The sequence below is a fragment of the Rhizobium tibeticum genome, assembly GCF_900110205.1.
Lineage (GTDB): Bacteria > Pseudomonadota > Alphaproteobacteria > Rhizobiales > Rhizobiaceae > Rhizobium > Rhizobium tibeticum.
In genome coordinates this window covers 150,207-165,530 of the sequence record NZ_FOCV01000003.1, presented here as the reverse complement: position 1 = coordinate 165,530, position 15,324 = coordinate 150,207, and the positions used below count along the sequence as shown (strand labels likewise).

Genomic DNA, 15,324 nt, shown 5'->3' with positions numbered 1-15,324 from the left:
CTCATGGCGTTCAGTTTTATCAAAAAGGTCTTCACCTTCGGCCCCAAGCCGGAGGAAGAACAGGCACCGGAGGCGGTCGAGGCGAGAGTACTCAAATCCGAACTGGAGCCGCATTCGCGTGAGGAGAACCTTCCCGTTGCCGCCGATCCGGTCCTGGCGGAAGAGATGGAGACGGCCGGCGGGCCTGCCGATGACGTAGGCAAGGATGCCTCCGTGGAGGAGCTTGCCGATCAGGCCGAAGCGCTCGCGCCGGAAGACGACGATGTTTCCGATGTTCTTCCGGCTGAGGTGCAGGCTGAGGATATGGGCCTTGTGCCGCTCTCGCTGCTTGAGGCGGAAGCGGAAGCCGAGACCGGGGCTCCTGCCGAAAGCACTATCGAAGACACGCTTCCTGCTGCTTTGCCTCTCCAGCTGGGGAGTGGCGATCGTCCAGAGGATGAGGGTGTCGCGGAGGTAGCATCTGTCGGCGAGACTGAAGAGACGCCTGCGTCCGGGCTTGCCGCAGAAGCTGACGCGGAGCAGGAGCCCATCGCCGATCCTATGTCTCCGGCCGCGGAAGAGATATCCGCCCGAACAGAGGAAGACGACAGCACTTCAAGTGATCCTTTTGCCGCTCCTGTCCTTCCCAAGGGATTTGCCACGGGTCCTGCGGCTTCCGAGCCTGTGCCCCTGGTCCCTCCGCCAAAGCTTTCCTGGTTCCAGCGGCTGCGCGCCGGCCTTGCCCGCACCTCCTCGCATCTCACCGGCCGGATCGCGGCACTGTTCACCAAGCGCAAGCTCGACGACGAGACGCTGCAGGATCTGGAGGATCTGCTGATCCAGGCCGATCTCGGCGTCGAGACGGCGATGCGGGTCACCGATACGCTGGCATCCGAGCGCTACGGCAAGGACGTCACCGGCGAGGATGTGAGCCGCATCATGGCAAGCGAGATCGCCAAGGTGCTGAAGCCTGTCGCAAAGCCGCTACAGCTCGATCTGAGCCATAAGCCGCACGTCATCCTGGTCGTTGGGGTCAACGGCACCGGCAAGACGACGACGATCGGAAAGCTGGCCGCGAAGCTTTCGGGTGCCGGCCTCAAGGTCATGGTCGCCGCCGGCGATACATTCCGCGCCGCTGCCATCGAGCAGCTGAAGATCTGGGCTGACCGCACCAAATCAGAATTCATCGGCACCAAGCTCGGCGCCGATGCTGCGGGTCTTGCCTATGACGCCTTCGAGCAGGCGAAGGCGAAGAAGTGCGATGTGTTGATCATCGATACAGCCGGCCGCCTGCAGAACAAGGCGGAGCTGATGGCGGAGCTCGAGAAGATCGTTCGCGTTCTCGGCAAGCTCGATCCGGATGCGCCGCATACCGTGTTGCAGACGCTCGACGCCACGACGGGGCAGAACGCGCTGTCGCAGGTTGAGATCTTCCGCAATGTCGCCGGCGTCAACGGCCTGATCATGACAAAGCTCGATGGGACGGCGCGGGGTGGCATTCTCGTGGCGATCTCGGCCAAGCACAAGCTGCCGGTCTATTTCATCGGTGTCGGAGAAAGCGTCGAGGATCTGGAGCCGTTCGAGGCCGAGGATTTCGCGCATGCCATTGCCGGTCTCGGCCAATAATGCCACAGATATGCCGACAAGCACGGGCAAGCGTTTCGTGTTCACAAACGGATTTGAGATAGAATGACGACAGAGAGCGATATCACCCCAAGCGCGGCCGACCGGCATCACCCGATGCTGAAGCTGGCGCTGGAACTTGGCCCGCTGTTGATCTTCTTCTTCGCCAACCTGCGCGGCCCCTGGCTGGTCGAGCGGTTCCCGGCTCTTTCGGAGCTTGGCGGACCACTATTCGTGGCGACGGCCCTCTTCATGGCTGCAACGGTGATCTCACTAATCGTTTCTAAGGTCGTGCTCAGGCATCTGCCGATCATGCCCTTCGTGTCGGGCATCGTGGTCGTCATCTTCGGGTCGCTGTCGATCTATTTGCAGAATGAGACCTTCATCAAGATGAAGCCGACCATCGTCAACGCGCTCTTCGGCGTTGCTCTGCTTGGCGGCCTCGCCTTCGGCAAATCGTTGCTCGGCTACGTCTTCAACGCGGCCTTCCAGCTCGATGTGGAGGGATGGCGCAAGCTGACAATCCGTTGGGGTATCTTCTTCCTCTTCCTCGCGGTGCTGAACGAGGTCGTCTGGCGCAATTTCTCCGATGATTTCTGGGTCGCCTTCAAGGTCTGGGGCACAATGCCGATCACCATCATCTTCACGCTTGCACAGATGCCACTGATCATGAAGCATACGGTCACGCCGGCGGGAGAGATCGAGAATTGACAACACTGGATACGGCCGATAGAGCGAAGCATCAGACCTTCTGGTTTGCTGCGTGCATTGCCGTTCTGCTGGTCCAGATCATCGCCGAATACATGATGGGTCGCACACCCATCTGCACCTGCGGATATGTCAAGCTATGGGAGGGCACCGTCAATTCCAGCGGTAACTCTCAGCATATTTCCGACTGGTACACGCCCTCTCACATCATCCACGGCTTCATTTTCTACGGCATCGCGCACCTCTTTATGCGCGGAAAGCCGATCGCCGTGCGGCTGCTTTTGGCGCTCGTGATCGAATCCGGTTGGGAATTGCTGGAAAATTCACCCTTGATCATCGACCGCTATCGGACGGCAACGATCTCGCTCGATTATTACGGCGACAGCATTCTGAATTCCGCGATGGACACGGTCTTCATGGTGGTCGGGTTCTTCTTCGCCTCGCGAGCGCCCGTCGGATTAACGGTCGCGATCGCGATTTTCTTCGAGCTCTTGACCGGCTACCTCATTCGCGACAACCTGACGCTCAACGTGCTGATGCTGATTTGGCCCGTTGAGGCGATCAAGACCTGGCAAGGCGGGATCTAGTCAGGACGCCGGCTTTGCCAGCGCCTTCTCCATGGCGGGGAAAAGCCCTTCCTTCAGACTGACCTCGTCGAACGGGCCGACCCGCTTGTAGAGGATCGTGCCGTCGGGAGCGACGAGATAGCTTTCCGGGATGCCGTACACACCCCAATCGATGGCTGCCTGCCCCTTGGGATCGACACCGATGGCGGCAAAGGGATTGCCGAGTTCGCCGAAGAAGCGAAGTGCGTTGTCGTTCTTGTCCTTGTAGTTGATCGCAACCAGGTTGAGGCGGCCGTCCTTTGCCAGTTCCTTCAAGATCGGATGTTCTTCGCGGCAGGGAATGCACCAGGAGGCGAAGACGTTGACGAGGGTCAGCTTGCCCTTGATGACACTGTCAGTCAGCGCCGGCAGGTTGGCACCCTCAAGCGGCGCAAGGTTCAGTGCCGGCGCCCTCGTGCCGATCAGTGCAGAGGGGATTTCGGAGATATCCTTGCCGTGGACGTCCTGGTCGTAAAGCATCTTTGCCGCGGTGGCTGCAATGCCGGCAAAGACGATCAACGGGATCAAGGCGACGGCATAGCGCCCAAATCCGCGCTTGGCACGGCTCGTTTCCGGTGTGGTGCTCATTCGCCATCCTTTGTCCGCACGGAGCGGCGGCGGATTCCGGCGGCTTCGAGGGTTGCCATCTCGCTGCGCCGCGCACGGCCGTCCGCCCACGTCCAAAGCGTGGCTGCGATGGTGACGAGGGCTGCAAAGCCATAGGCGCCATAGACATAGAAAGCATGCGTCATGGCTGTCCCTCGCGGCTCGCCAAGCGTGCTGCCATGCGGCGCTGGGCGGTGACGCGGCGTCGCCAGATTTCGTTGCGCATGGCCATGATATGCAGCGTGAAGAAGAGCGCGGTGAACGCAACGGCCATTACCAGCAGTGGCCGCAGGAACTCCGGATCGATGGCTGGGCCGTCGAGGCGCAGTACGCTCGCGGATTGATGCAGTGTGTTCCACCATTCGACGGAGAACTTGATGATCGGGATGTTGACGAAGCCAACGAGGATCAGGACGGCGCTGACGCGGGCGGCCTTTGACGGGTCGTCGATCGCGCGATTGAGGGCGATGAGCCCGAGATACATCAGGAACAGGATGAAGACGGAGGTGAGCCGGGCGTCCCATACCCACCAGGTGCCCCACATCGGCTTGCCCCAGAGCGAACCTGTCACCAGGGCAATCAGAGTGAAGGCGGCGCCGAGCGGGGCGGCGGCCTTTGCCGATACATCCGCCAGCGGATGGCGCCAGACCAGCGTACCGATCGCCGAGAGGCTCATGATCGTATAGCCCATCATCGCCAGCCAGGCGGCTGGCACGTGGACATACATGATACGAACGGTTTCGCCTTGCTGATAGTCGCCTTCGGTCGTGAAGCTGAGATACAGACCCACGATAAAACAGAGGGCCGTGAAACCAGCCATCCAGGGAATGATGCGTGCCGCCAGCGCCAGAAACCGCGTCGGGTTGGCGAGATCGCTGAATTTCGTGATGGCTAGGCTCGTTTCGCTCATGCCGTTTCCTTACCGCGATATGCCCGATGCCGCAATCGAGCGCCCCATCAATCCGTCGTGTTGCGTAGTGCCAGTGTGGCCGCTGCCGGGCCGATGACGGCGAAGAACAGCGTGAGCGCGATCAGGATGAGGAAAGGCGGCAAAAAGGGCGATGGGCCTTCGACCGCCGCATAAGTGGCGCTGACGCCGAAAATAAGCACCGGAATGGTCAGCGGCAGCACCAGGATCGAGACCAGCAGTCCGCCACGCGGCAAGGCGACAGCAACGGCGGCGCCAACGGCGCCGATGAAGGTAATCGCGGGCGAACCGACGAGGAGCGTCAGCATCGTCGCGCCGATCGCCGTCTCACTCATATTCATGAAGAGGCCAAGCAGCGGCGAGGCGATGACCAGCGGCAGGCTGGTGGCGATCCAGTGTGCCAGGCACTTAACTAGCAACGTCAAAACAAGCGGATGTTCGTGCATCAGCATGAGATCGAGCGAGCCATCGTCGCGTTCGGCCTGAAACAGGCGGTCGAGGCCGAGAAGCGCCGCAAGCAGCGCACCGATCCACACGATCGCCGGACCGATGCGAGACAGAAGTGCAAGGTCAGGCCCGACGCCGAAGGGGATGACCGCGACGACGGTCAGAAAGAAGAGAACGCCGATCAGCGCGCCGCCGCCGGCGCGAATGGAAAGTTTGAGGTCACGCAGCAGAAGGGCCATCATGCCCACACTCCCGGACCAGTGTGAGAAAATCCCGCCATCCGCAGCTCCTGCGCGCCCTCCAGGCCCAACGGCTGGTGGGTTGCGGCAAGCACGATCCCGCCCTTGCGCCGATGCGCCTCGATAAGCTCTGCAAAAAGGCGGTCGCCGCTTGCGTCCAGCGCAGCGGTCGGCTCATCGAGAATCCAGACCGGCCGGTAGGCGATAAGCAGCTTGGCGAAGGCAAAGCGGCGTTGCTGGCCAGCCGAAAGGTAGCCGAAGGGAAGCTGCGTTATTCCCGCGAGCCCGACCGCCTCGGCTGCCTCGTCGATGGAAACGGTCGAACCGCCCTGCGTATCTCCCAGAAAGCAGCGCCAGAAGTCGAGGTTTTCGGCGACCGTCAACTCGCTTTTCATCGCATTGCGGTGGCCGAGATAGTGGCTGATTTCGCCGACGCGCCGGAGAGTGTTGCCATGCGAATCGGTGAAGCTAACCGAGCCTCTTTCCCGATGCAGCAAACCGGCGACGACGCGCAACAAAGTTGACTTTCCCGATCCATTTTTGCCTGTCAAAACCAGCGCTTCGCCCGATTCCAGGCGAAAGGATACGCCCTCGAAAATGAGTTCTTCTCCCCGGCGCGCGGCCAGATTGGCGGCCTCGAGATACATGACTTTTCCGTGGTTTAATTTTTCAGTCATCGCAATGCAAAAAAATCCGAAATGGGCCACGCACTCTCTGGCACCTTTCTTAGAAATTATCTATAAGACCCGCAACCACGCCAGCGGTCGGCGTGAATTTCATCCTTGCGCCGAACATGGGCTTTGCTCCACGTGCGGACAGCGGAAATGGCCGTACCCGCATCCTGATGTGCATTACGTGCATAGGCGTCCGCACGATTGTGTTCGCTATCAGAAACGGGGTCTCTCGTGTCTAAATCTCTTGACAGCTTCAATTGTCGTTCCACGCTCACCGTGAACGGTAAGGACTACGTCTATTTCAGCCTGCCCAAGGCTGAGGCGAATGGCCTGCCGGGTGTTTCGAAGCTTCCTTACTCGATGAAGGTTCTGCTCGAGAACCTGCTGCGCTTCGAAGACGGTCAGTCGGTGACCAAGGAACACATTCTGGCCGTTGCCGAATGGCTTGATAACAAGGGTGCTGTCGAAAACGAAATCGCCTATCGTCCGGCGCGCGTCCTGATGCAGGACTTCACCGGCGTTCCCGCCGTCGTCGATCTGGCCGCGATGCGTGACGCGATGGTGTCGCTCGGTGGCGACCCGGAGAAGATCAATCCGCTGGTTCCGGTCGACCTCGTCATCGACCACTCTGTTATCGTCGACGAATTCGGCACGCCGCAGGCCTTTGCCAAGAACGTCGAGCTGGAATACCAGCGTAACGGCGAGCGCTACCGCTTCCTGAAGTGGGGCCAGCAGGCATTCAAGAACTTCCGCGTCGTTCCTCCCGGCACCGGCATCTGTCATCAGGTGAATCTCGAATACCTCGGCCAGACCGTCTGGACGAAGGAAGAGGACGGCGAGACGATCGCTTATCCCGACACCTGCGTCGGCACCGACAGCCATACGACGATGATCAACGGCCTTGGCGTTCTCGGCTGGGGTGTTGGCGGTATCGAAGCTGAAGCGGCCATGCTCGGCCAGCCGGTCTCGATGCTCCTGCCTGAAGTCATCGGCTTCAAGCTCACCGGCAAGCTCAAGGAAGGCGTCACGGCGACTGACCTGGTGCTGATGGTCGTGCAGATGCTGCGCAAGAAGGGCGTCGTTTCCAAGTTCGTCGAATTCTTCGGCCCGGGCATGGACAACATGCCGCTGGCAGACCGCGCGACGATCGGCAACATGGGTCCGGAATACGGCGCGACCTGCGGTTTCTTCCCGGTCGACGGCGAAACCATCAACTACCTCAACATGTCGGGCCGCACCAAGGACCGCATCGCGCTCGTCGAAGCCTATTCGAAGGCTCAAGGGATGTGGCGCGACGGCGACGGTTCGGACCTCGTCTTTACCGATACGCTCGAACTCGACCTCGGCGACGTCGTGCCTGCGATGGCTGGCCCGAAGCGTCCCGAAGGCCGCATCCCGCTCGAAAGCATCGCGGCCGGCTTCGCTGGTTCGATGGACGCCGACTACAAGAAGCCGGGCCAGCTCTCCAACCGCTACGCGGTCGAAGGCACCGACTTCGATCTCGGCCATGGCGACGTTGCGATTGCCGCCATCACGTCGTGCACCAACACCTCCAACCCGTCGGTTCTGATCGCTGCCGGCCTTCTCGCCCGTAATGCCGTTGCCAGGGGCCTGAAGTCCAAGCCGTGGGTCAAGACCTCGCTCGCTCCAGGATCGCAGGTGGTCGGCGAATACCTCGCCAAGTCCGGCCTGCAGGCTGACCTCGACAAGCTCGGCTTTAACCTCGTCGGCTTCGGCTGCACGACCTGCATCGGCAACTCCGGCCCGCTGCCGGCGCCGATCTCGAAGACAATCAACGACAAGGGGCTTATCGTTTCGGGCGTTTTGTCGGGCAACCGTAACTTCGAAGGCCGTATCTCTCCTGATGTTCAGGCGAACTACCTGGCGTCCCCGCCGCTGGTCGTTGCCTATGCGCTTGCCGGTTCGGTCCAGAAGGACCTGACCAAAGAGCCGATCGGCGAAGACCAGAACGGCAATCCGGTGTTCCTCAAGGATATCTGGCCGACTTCGCACGAAGTTCAGGAATTCATCCAGAAGTACGTTACGCGCGAGCTCTACGAGACGAAGTATGCTGACGTCTTCAAGGGCGACGAGAACTGGCAGGCCGTTCAGGTTCCTCCTGGCCAGACCTATGCCTGGGACGACGATTCGACCTACGTTCAGAACCCGCCGTACTTCGTGGGCATGGGCAAGTCCGGCTCCGGTATCTCCGACATCAAGGGTGCCCGCGTTCTCGGCCTGTTCGGCGACAAGATCACCACCGACCACATTTCCCCTGCCGGTTCGATCAAGGCGGCGTCTCCGGCCGGTGCCTACCTGCTCGAGCACAATGTCGGCGTCGCGGACTTCAACCAGTACGGCACACGCCGCGGCAACCATGAAGTGATGATGCGCGGCACATTTGCCAACATTCGCATCCGCAACCACATGCTCGGCCCGAACGGCAAGGAAGGCGGCTATACGATCCACTATCCCTCCAAGGAAGAGGAATCGATCTACGACGCGGCCATGCAATACAAGGCCGAGGGCGTTCCGCTCGTCATCTTCGCAGGTGTCGAATACGGCAACGGCTCGTCCCGCGACTGGGCGGCGAAGGGCACCAACCTGCTTGGCGTCAAGGCTGTAATCGCGCAGTCCTTCGAGCGTATCCACCGCTCGAACCTGGTCGGCATGGGCGTCGTCCCGTTCGTATTCGAAGAAGGCACGACCTGGGCAAGCCTCGGTCTGAAGGGCGACGAAATCGTCACCATCGAAGGCCTTGAAAACATCAAGCCGCGCGAAAAGAAGATCGCCAAGATCACCTATGGCGACGGCACCGTGAAGGACGTTCCACTGCTGTCGCGTGTCGATACGCTCGATGAAGTGATCTACCTTAACAACGGCGGCATCTTGCAGACGGTTCTGCGCGATCTCGCTGCCTGATTGTTAACAGGCTTCCGTGACAATGACCGCCGGAAAGAGATTTCCGGCGGTTTTCGTTTGAGCGCACGGTATTGGATGCCCGGTCACGACGATGTGTTTCGGCTTGGCTTCCACGAAGCTTGGTCTCACCCGTTCGTGACTTTCCGTTTGGAGCGAGAACCACTATCTCTACGTTCATACATCGGAACCTGCGGCGAAGCGTGGCGGTAGGTACTGAATAAAAAGGTGCAGTGAATGTCCCCGCGGTTTCTGATTTCCATGGTTGCAGGTGTGGCGCTTGCCGGCCCACTTTTTGCCCAGGACGCGCCGAAAGGTGTGGTTGAACTCTTCACCTCGCAGGGATGTTCTTCTTGTCCTCCAGCCGATGCGGCTTTCCGCAAGATCGTCGAGGCCGGCGGCGTTATCGCTCTCGCCTATCACGTCGACTACTGGAACTATATGGGATGGGCCGATACGCTGAGTTCCAAGGAGAATACGGAGCGCCAGTATGGCTACGCGCAGACCATGGGACGCGCCAACGTCTATACGCCGCAGGTCATCGTCAACGGCCGCGACCACGTAGCGGGAGCCGATCTTGGCGCGATCAATAAGAAGATCGATGGCTATGCAGCCGAAGGCATGGGGTTGTCAGTGCCGGTGACTGCGCAGATGCGCGACGACCAACTCGAGATCAAGATCGGCGCAGGACAGGGCAAAGCCAATGTCGTCATGGTCTATTTCAACCGCGAGAAGACCATCGACGTGGAGAAGGGCGAAAACAGCGGACAGAAGATTGCATACCTCAACAGCGTTGCCGATGTTGAGACCGTCGGCATGTGGGAGGGCAAGGAAACGAGCTTGACGCTGCCGGCCAGCGTGATGCAGAAGCCGGACCTTGAGGGCTGCGCGATTCTACTTCAATCCTCCACCGCCGACGGCAATCCATCTGCGATCCTCGGAGCGACGGTTGTCATGGCCGGGAAGAACATCTGACCGTTTCATCTGCTTCTGCGGATCGAAAACGGGGTGGCCCGGCTGATCGTATTCGGGGCTGGGGTTAAGGTCGATACGGTCAGCCGGGCCCTTTGGCGCGCTGGCGCCAAACTCACACACAACCGTTTCAGCAGACCAAATCTGGCAAAAGATCATGCGCAATTCGGGTGCGACGACGGGTCCGAACGGGGCCCGCGGCGCAATCGTGAGGGAATTTCCCTTGCAAATGAGGCGCTGTTTTGACTGAATTGCGGCGCTCGGGAGATTGCACAGACTATGATTAATGTGACTGATCGCCTGCTTGCAATTTATAAACGCTAAGGCAAACTGTCATTCTCCTGTCACGAGCGGAGGCACAGGGAGACTGATGTCAGATCAGCCGGATTTGCGGCGCGGCGAAAGCCGGTCGGCCGAGAACAGTTCCTCAGTCGTCGTAGATCTCAAGGAGTACAAGCAGAGCAAGGACCCACCGCCGGTCACCTTTCACCGTCGCGAGCTCGACGCGATCCTGTGGATTTACGGCCGCATGGTCGGCGAGGGCGAGTGGCGGGATTACGCGATCGATCATCTGAAAGACTGCGCCATCTTCTCGGTTTTCAAGCGATCGGGCGAAATGCCGCTTTTTCGCATCGAGAAGAATCCGAAGCTTGCCACCAAGCAGGGTGCCTATTCCGTTTTCAACACTCACGGTGTCATCCTGAAGCGCGGGCACGAGCTGCAGCAGGTTTTGAAGGTCTTCAATAAGGCCTTGAAGCTGGTCGAGAAGTAGCTCGGCTCAAGCTTTGAACAGGGTACCTGGATAAGTCGAGGCATCGGGGTCCGTGGCCGCGCCTTCACCAAGGGCCCGCTGCATGATCATCGTATCGAGCCAGCGACCGTGCTTGTAACCTGTTGCTCTCAGGCGGCCGGTTTCCTCAAAGCCCAATGCGCGATGCACGGCAATCGATGCCGGATGTGCGCCGCCGATCACGGCCACCATCTGGCGAAAGCCGAGATCCGTGCAGCGTCGGATCAGTTCGGCGAGCAGCAGCCTTCCAACGCCCCTGCCGCGTGCTTCAGGCCCCAGGTAGATCGAATCTTCGACCATCCAGCGATAGGCCGGCCGCGTCCGGAAGGCTGAGGCATAGGCGTAACCGAGCAGGCTGCCATCCTCATCGATGGCGGCGATGTAGGGATAGTTCTGGCCCGTGATCGCGGAAAATCGTGCCGCCATCTCGCTTTGCTCCGGCGGGACGATCTCGTAGCTTGCGACACCATTCAGGACGGATTCGCGATAGATGGCCGTGATGGTGGGGAGGTCGAATGAGGAAGCGTCGCGGAGGAAGATGGGCATTCGGTCGGCCGGGAGGATTTGAACAATGGACCCATCCAGAAATCATTCTCCGTATGACCAGGCAACAAAAAAGGCGGCCGAAGCCGCCTTTTTCGACAACATCCCTGTTCCTTACTTGCGGTCACCCATGAACTGCAGGAGGAACATGAAGAGGTTGATGAAGTCGAGATACAAGGTCAGTGCACCCATGATCGCCTTGCGGCCGGCAACCTCTGCGCCGTCGGCTTCGTAATACAGCTCCTTGATGCGCTGCGTATCGTAGGCGGTCAGGCCTGCGAAGATCAACACGCCGATCACAGAGACCGCGAACTGCAGGGCAGACGACGCCAGGAAGATGTTCACGATCGACGCGATGATCAGACCGAAGAGGCCCATGATCAGGAACGAGCCCATCGCGGAGAGATCACGCTTGGTCGTGTAGCCATACAGCGAAAGCGCGCCAAATGAGGCCGCCGTCACGAAGAACGTCTGCGTGATGCTCGATTGCGTGTAGACCAGGAAGATCGACGAAAGCGACAGACCCACCAGCGCGGCATAGACCCAGAAGGTCGTCTGCGCGGCGGCAACGCTCATGCGGTTAATCCTGAAGCTCAGGAAGAACACGGCGGCCAGCGGGGCAAGGATGACCACCCAACGGAGCGGCGACTGGAAGAGCAGCACGCCAAACTGCGTCAGTTGATTGTCCTGGACGGCGAAATTGAAGCCGAGATAGGCGGCCACACCGGTGATCGCCAGACCCAGCGCCATCAGGTTGTAGACCCTGAGCATATAGCTACGTAGGCCCTGGTCGATCATCTCGCCAGTTTGTACGCGGCCTTGGTAATTACGAAGGTCAGCCATAGTTTCCTCTTATAAGCTCCGGTGTGGACACGGTGGCGGGTGCGTAACCCGGGCGCCGCTGCGGAGCCCAGCATGCCTGCACACAATATGAGCCTTTCGCCTTTCGCAAACAAGGCCCTTGCAACCCGCGATCGGGTTAAATCGCCGTAAGGTGAAGGGAATTTCTCCGTTTGGTCAATCAGAGCTCGCGCAAAACGGGTGCCGCTTTCTGGCCGAGGATGCGCCAGGTACCGATGAGTCCAATGCCGACGGTGAGCACCAGCGCCGTTATGAGTGTCAGGCCGGCGACGTCGGGCAGGAAGTGCGAGGGGATGCGCATGATCCGGGCGGTGATGAACCAGGCCGCGACGCCGCCGGCAAACAGGGCGAAGACTGCGGTTGCTGCCCCGAGAATGAGGTATTCGTAGCAGAAGGCGCGGATCAGCATTCGTCGCGTCGCGCCCAGTGTCTTGAGGACGACTGCATCATGGGTACGGGCGCGGTTGCCGGCAGCCAGAGCGCCCGCAAGAACGAGCACCGAGGCGATAAGTGCAACGGAGGCGGCGGCGCGGATCGCCGTCGCAAGCTGCGCCACCAGTGTGTTGACGATATCGATCGCATCCTTGACCCGCACGCTGGTGATCGTCGGATAGGTATTTGTCACGGATTTGAGAATCACGGCCTCCTGAGTAGAGGTCGCGGCCGGGTCGGTGAGCGTCGCCAGCCAGGCGTGCGGGGCGCCGCGGAACGTATTCGGCGAGAACACCATCACGAAGTTGATGGAGAGCGTTTCCCACTCGACCTTGCGCAGATTGGCGATCTTGGCTGTGATGTTACGCCCAAGCACGTTAACGGTGACGGTGTCGCCGATCTTCAGACCGAGTTCCTTCGCTTCCTCGGCAGAAAAGGAGACAAGCGGCTCACCGCTATAATCCTTCGGCCACCATGAACCCTCGGTCAACAATGCATTTTCCGGCAGTGTTTGCGAATACGTGATGCCGCGGTCGCCGCGCAGGACCCACTGGCCGCCCGGCGGAACGTTCCGCTTCGTCACGTCCTCGCCGTTGAAGGCGAGGATGCGGCCGCGCAGCATCGGCACCTCGACCAAGTGGCCATCCGGGGAACTGGCTTTGATGACGCTACGGAATTTCTCGCGTTCCGATCCCTGAATGTCGACGAAGAAGAAGTTCGGCGCGCCGGCGGCCATGCGCCCGGTCAATTGCTGCCGCATGTTGCCGTCGATCAGGGTGAGGGTGACGAGCAGTGCAAGGCCAAGACCGAGAGACAGGACGACGGAGGGCGTCAGCGCGCCGGGCCTATGGATGTTGCCGATTGCGAGCCGCAGGGCGGGTGAATTCACCCGCGGGCTGCGACGCGCGAGCCAAGCGATCCCGGCAGCGACAAGCCGCAAGATCACGAAGGAGAAGGCGATCGCGCCGACAAAGACGATCGCGATGAAGCGATCGTGAGCGGTGACGATGGCAAGACCGGCAAGGGCAAGGAGAAAGGCCGCGGCAAGGAGGATGTAGGGCCACGATGGTAGACCCCGCGCCTCGAAACCTTGTTCGCGGAAGAGAGCTGTCGCCGGAACCTCGCGGGAATGTCCGAGCGGCATGATGGCAAAGGCCAGCGTTGTCAGAATGCCGAAAAGGACGGCGAGCGACAAGGCCCCGGGGTAGAACGTCAGATCGGTGGAAACAGGCAGGAATTGCGCCAGAAATTGCGACGCCACGATTGGCGCCAGCGCTCCGATGACGAGGCCGATGACCATGCCGCCCAAGGCAATCATCGCGATCTGGAACAGGTAGATCAGGACCACAGTCGCTGCCGGCGCGCCAAGGCACTTGAACGTAGCAATCGTCGTGCGCTTGGAATCCAGGAAAGCACGCACAGCGTTTGCGACGCCGACACCACCGACGATCAGGGCCGTCAGTCCGACCAGCGTTAGAAATTGCGAGAAGCGCTCAATGTTTTCGGTTAGCGAAGGCGCTGCCCGATCGCTCGTGCGGATCGACCAGCCGGCGGACGGAAAGTCCTTCGCAGCCCGATCGCGGATCGTGGATCTCTCGGCCGGATCGTCCATGCGGATCTTGTAAACGTGTTCGACCAAGCTGCCGGTCTGGATGAGGCCGGATGCCTTGAGCCCGTCCCTGCTCACGAGGAGGCGGGGTGCGAAGCCGAAACCTTCCGAGACCGCGTCCGGCTCAGTCTTGATCGTGCCGGTGATGTTCAAGATGACATTGCCGAGCAGGATCTCGTCGCCAATGGAGAGGCCGAGCCGCTCGAGCAGAAGCGGCGCGGCCACTGCGCCATAGGTGCCGCTCTGCCCGGATAGAAGCGCGTGCAGCGGATAGTTCGGTTCGGCTTCGAAAGTACCGTAGAGTGGGTAAGCGCCGTCGACCGCCTTGACTTCGACCAGGGCCTGATCCGAGCCGTCGGGCTTGCGCGCCATCGAGCGCAGGCCGGTCGACACCGACACCTTTCCGAAACCCCGCAGGAAGCCCATTTCGGCTTCCGTCGCCTCGCGGTTGTTGAGCTCGAAGCGCACGTCGCCTGCAAGGATCTCCTGACCCTGCGTGGCGATCGTGTCGGTGATTGACTGCGAAACCGAATTGACCGCCGCAATGGCGCCGGTGCCGAGGGCGATGCAGGCCAGAAAGATGTAGAAGCCGCCGAGCCCGCCGCGAAGCTCGCGGAGCGCGAGACGAAAGGCAAGGGAGACGCGCGGGGTCAGCAATGTCATGCAATCGCCGCCTCGGGCTGCACTGGCGCACTATCGCCCTCAATTTGGCCGGAACGAACCCGAATCTGCCGAGAGCAGCGTTTGGCAAGGGCGGTGTCATGGGTGACAAGCAGCAGCGTCATGCCGCGCTCAGCCTGCTTCGAAAACAGGAGATCTGCAATCTGGCGGCCGGTGTCGGTGTCGAGGTTGCCGGTCGGTTCGTCGGCAATCAGCAATGCCGGCGAGGGTGCGAGGGCGCGGGCAATTGCCACGCGTTGCTGTTCGCCGCCCGAAAGCTGGCCGGGATAGTGGTTCAATCGATCGCCAAGACCGACGGATTTCAATTCGCGGCGTGCGATTTCGAAGGGATTGGGAAGGTTGGCAAGCTCCAGCGGCACAGCAACGTTTTCCAGCGCCGTCATGTTGGCAATCAGGTGGAAAGATTGGAAGACGATGCCGATGTTGCGGCCACGGAAGTCGGCCACATGGTCTTCACTCAGAGCATGCAATGGTGTGCCGCTGACATTGATCTCGCCACTATCGAGTTTCTCAAGCCCTGCAAGCACCATCAGCAATGTCGATTTGCCAGAGCCCGACGGTCCTACGATGCCGACCGACTCACCGGCGGCAATCGTCAGGTCGATGCCCTTCAGCACATGGACAGAGGCGGCGGCGCTGCCAAGCGTCAAATCGGCGCGCTTCAACTCGATGATGGTTTTTGCCAACAGTATTCGCCCTATATAGATG

The 15,324-nt window shown here is 60.5% G+C and carries 15 protein-coding genes; 6 read left to right on the top strand and 9 right to left on the bottom strand.

All coding sequences use genetic code 11. The features are described from left to right. Positions 1-3: 3 nt before the first annotated feature. From ftsY to BSG20_RS04550, 3 genes are all read left to right on the top strand, one after another. The gene (ftsY, locus tag BSG20_RS04560; protein WP_072369484.1) at positions 4-1,605 is read left to right on the top strand and encodes a signal recognition particle-docking protein FtsY; all 1,602 of its coding nucleotides are present in this window, start codon (positions 4-6) and stop codon (positions 1,603-1,605) included. Positions 1,606-1,668: 63 nt separating this feature from the next. Then, positions 1,669-2,313 carry a septation protein A gene (locus BSG20_RS04555; protein WP_072369482.1) on the top strand — a complete coding sequence of 215 codons (645 nt, stop codon included), beginning with the start codon at positions 1,669-1,671 and terminating at the stop codon, positions 2,311-2,313. Further along, the gene (locus BSG20_RS04550; protein WP_072369480.1) at positions 2,310-2,897 is read left to right on the top strand and encodes a DUF2585 domain-containing protein; all 588 of its coding nucleotides are present in this window, start codon (positions 2,310-2,312) and stop codon (positions 2,895-2,897) included. The genes BSG20_RS04555 and BSG20_RS04550 overlap by 4 nt, the downstream gene beginning before the upstream one ends. On the opposite strand, the gene BSG20_RS04545 is transcribed toward BSG20_RS04550, so the two are convergent. Genes BSG20_RS04545 through ccmA form a run of 5 tightly spaced genes read right to left on the bottom strand, consistent with a single transcriptional unit; the run spans position 2,898 to position 5,782 of the window. After that, entirely contained in the window at positions 2,898-3,503 is a 606-nt protein-coding gene (locus tag BSG20_RS04545) for a DsbE family thiol:disulfide interchange protein (protein ID WP_072369478.1), read from the bottom strand. It abuts the gene before it with no gap. Next, positions 3,500-3,667 carry a heme exporter protein CcmD gene (ccmD, locus tag BSG20_RS04540; protein WP_072369470.1) on the bottom strand — a complete coding sequence of 56 codons (168 nt, stop codon included), beginning with the start codon at positions 3,665-3,667 and terminating at the stop codon, positions 3,500-3,502. The genes BSG20_RS04545 and ccmD overlap by 4 nt, the downstream gene beginning before the upstream one ends. After that, positions 3,664-4,431: a heme ABC transporter permease gene (locus BSG20_RS04535; protein ID WP_072369468.1), complete on the bottom strand. Its 768-nt coding sequence runs from the start codon at positions 4,429-4,431 to the stop codon at positions 3,664-3,666. The genes ccmD and BSG20_RS04535 overlap by 4 nt, the downstream gene beginning before the upstream one ends. A gap of 47 nt (positions 4,432-4,478) precedes the next feature. After that, positions 4,479-5,138, bottom strand: coding sequence for a heme exporter protein CcmB (ccmB, locus tag BSG20_RS04530; RefSeq protein WP_072369465.1), 660 nt, complete (start codon positions 5,136-5,138; stop codon positions 4,479-4,481). Next, positions 5,135-5,782, bottom strand: a complete 648-nt coding sequence (ccmA, locus tag BSG20_RS04525) for a heme ABC exporter ATP-binding protein CcmA (protein ID WP_072369464.1) — start codon at positions 5,780-5,782, stop codon at positions 5,135-5,137. Before ccmA ends, ccmB begins: the two co-directional genes overlap by 4 nt. Positions 5,783-6,040: 258 nt before the next feature. On the opposite strand from ccmA, the gene acnA reads away from it, so the two are divergent. From acnA to BSG20_RS04510, 3 genes are all read left to right on the top strand, one after another. After that, on the top strand, positions 6,041-8,731 hold the full coding sequence (acnA, locus tag BSG20_RS04520; RefSeq protein WP_072369462.1) for an aconitate hydratase AcnA: 2,691 nt from the start codon (positions 6,041-6,043) through the stop codon (positions 8,729-8,731). A 234-nt stretch (positions 8,732-8,965) separates the two neighbouring features. Continuing rightward, a complete protein-coding gene (locus BSG20_RS04515) occupies positions 8,966-9,703 on the top strand; it encodes a DUF1223 domain-containing protein (RefSeq protein WP_072369460.1) in 738 nt (245 codons plus the stop codon). 367 nt (positions 9,704-10,070) lie between these two features. Further along, positions 10,071-10,472 carry a DUF2794 domain-containing protein gene (locus BSG20_RS04510; RefSeq protein ID WP_072369446.1) on the top strand — a complete coding sequence of 134 codons (402 nt, stop codon included), beginning with the start codon at positions 10,071-10,073 and terminating at the stop codon, positions 10,470-10,472. 6 nt (positions 10,473-10,478) lie between these two features. Here BSG20_RS04510 and BSG20_RS04505 read toward each other — a convergent pair whose 3' ends face one another. The 4 genes from BSG20_RS04505 to BSG20_RS04490 form a co-directional block, all read right to left on the bottom strand. Beyond that, on the bottom strand, positions 10,479-11,036 hold the full coding sequence (locus BSG20_RS04505; protein WP_072369443.1) for a GNAT family N-acetyltransferase: 558 nt from the start codon (positions 11,034-11,036) through the stop codon (positions 10,479-10,481). Positions 11,037-11,147: 111 nt separating this feature from the next. After that, positions 11,148-11,876, bottom strand: coding sequence for a Bax inhibitor-1/YccA family protein (locus tag BSG20_RS04500; RefSeq protein ID WP_072369440.1), 729 nt, complete (start codon positions 11,874-11,876; stop codon positions 11,148-11,150). Positions 11,877-12,054: 178 nt separating this feature from the next. After that, positions 12,055-14,598: an ABC transporter permease gene (locus tag BSG20_RS04495; protein WP_072369437.1), complete on the bottom strand. Its 2,544-nt coding sequence runs from the start codon at positions 14,596-14,598 to the stop codon at positions 12,055-12,057. Further along, positions 14,595-15,302 (bottom strand): ABC transporter ATP-binding protein, encoded by a 708-nt coding sequence (locus BSG20_RS04490; RefSeq protein WP_072369434.1) that lies wholly within the window; start codon positions 15,300-15,302, stop codon positions 14,595-14,597. Before BSG20_RS04490 ends, BSG20_RS04495 begins: the two co-directional genes overlap by 4 nt. Between the last annotated feature and the right edge of the window lie 22 nt (positions 15,303-15,324).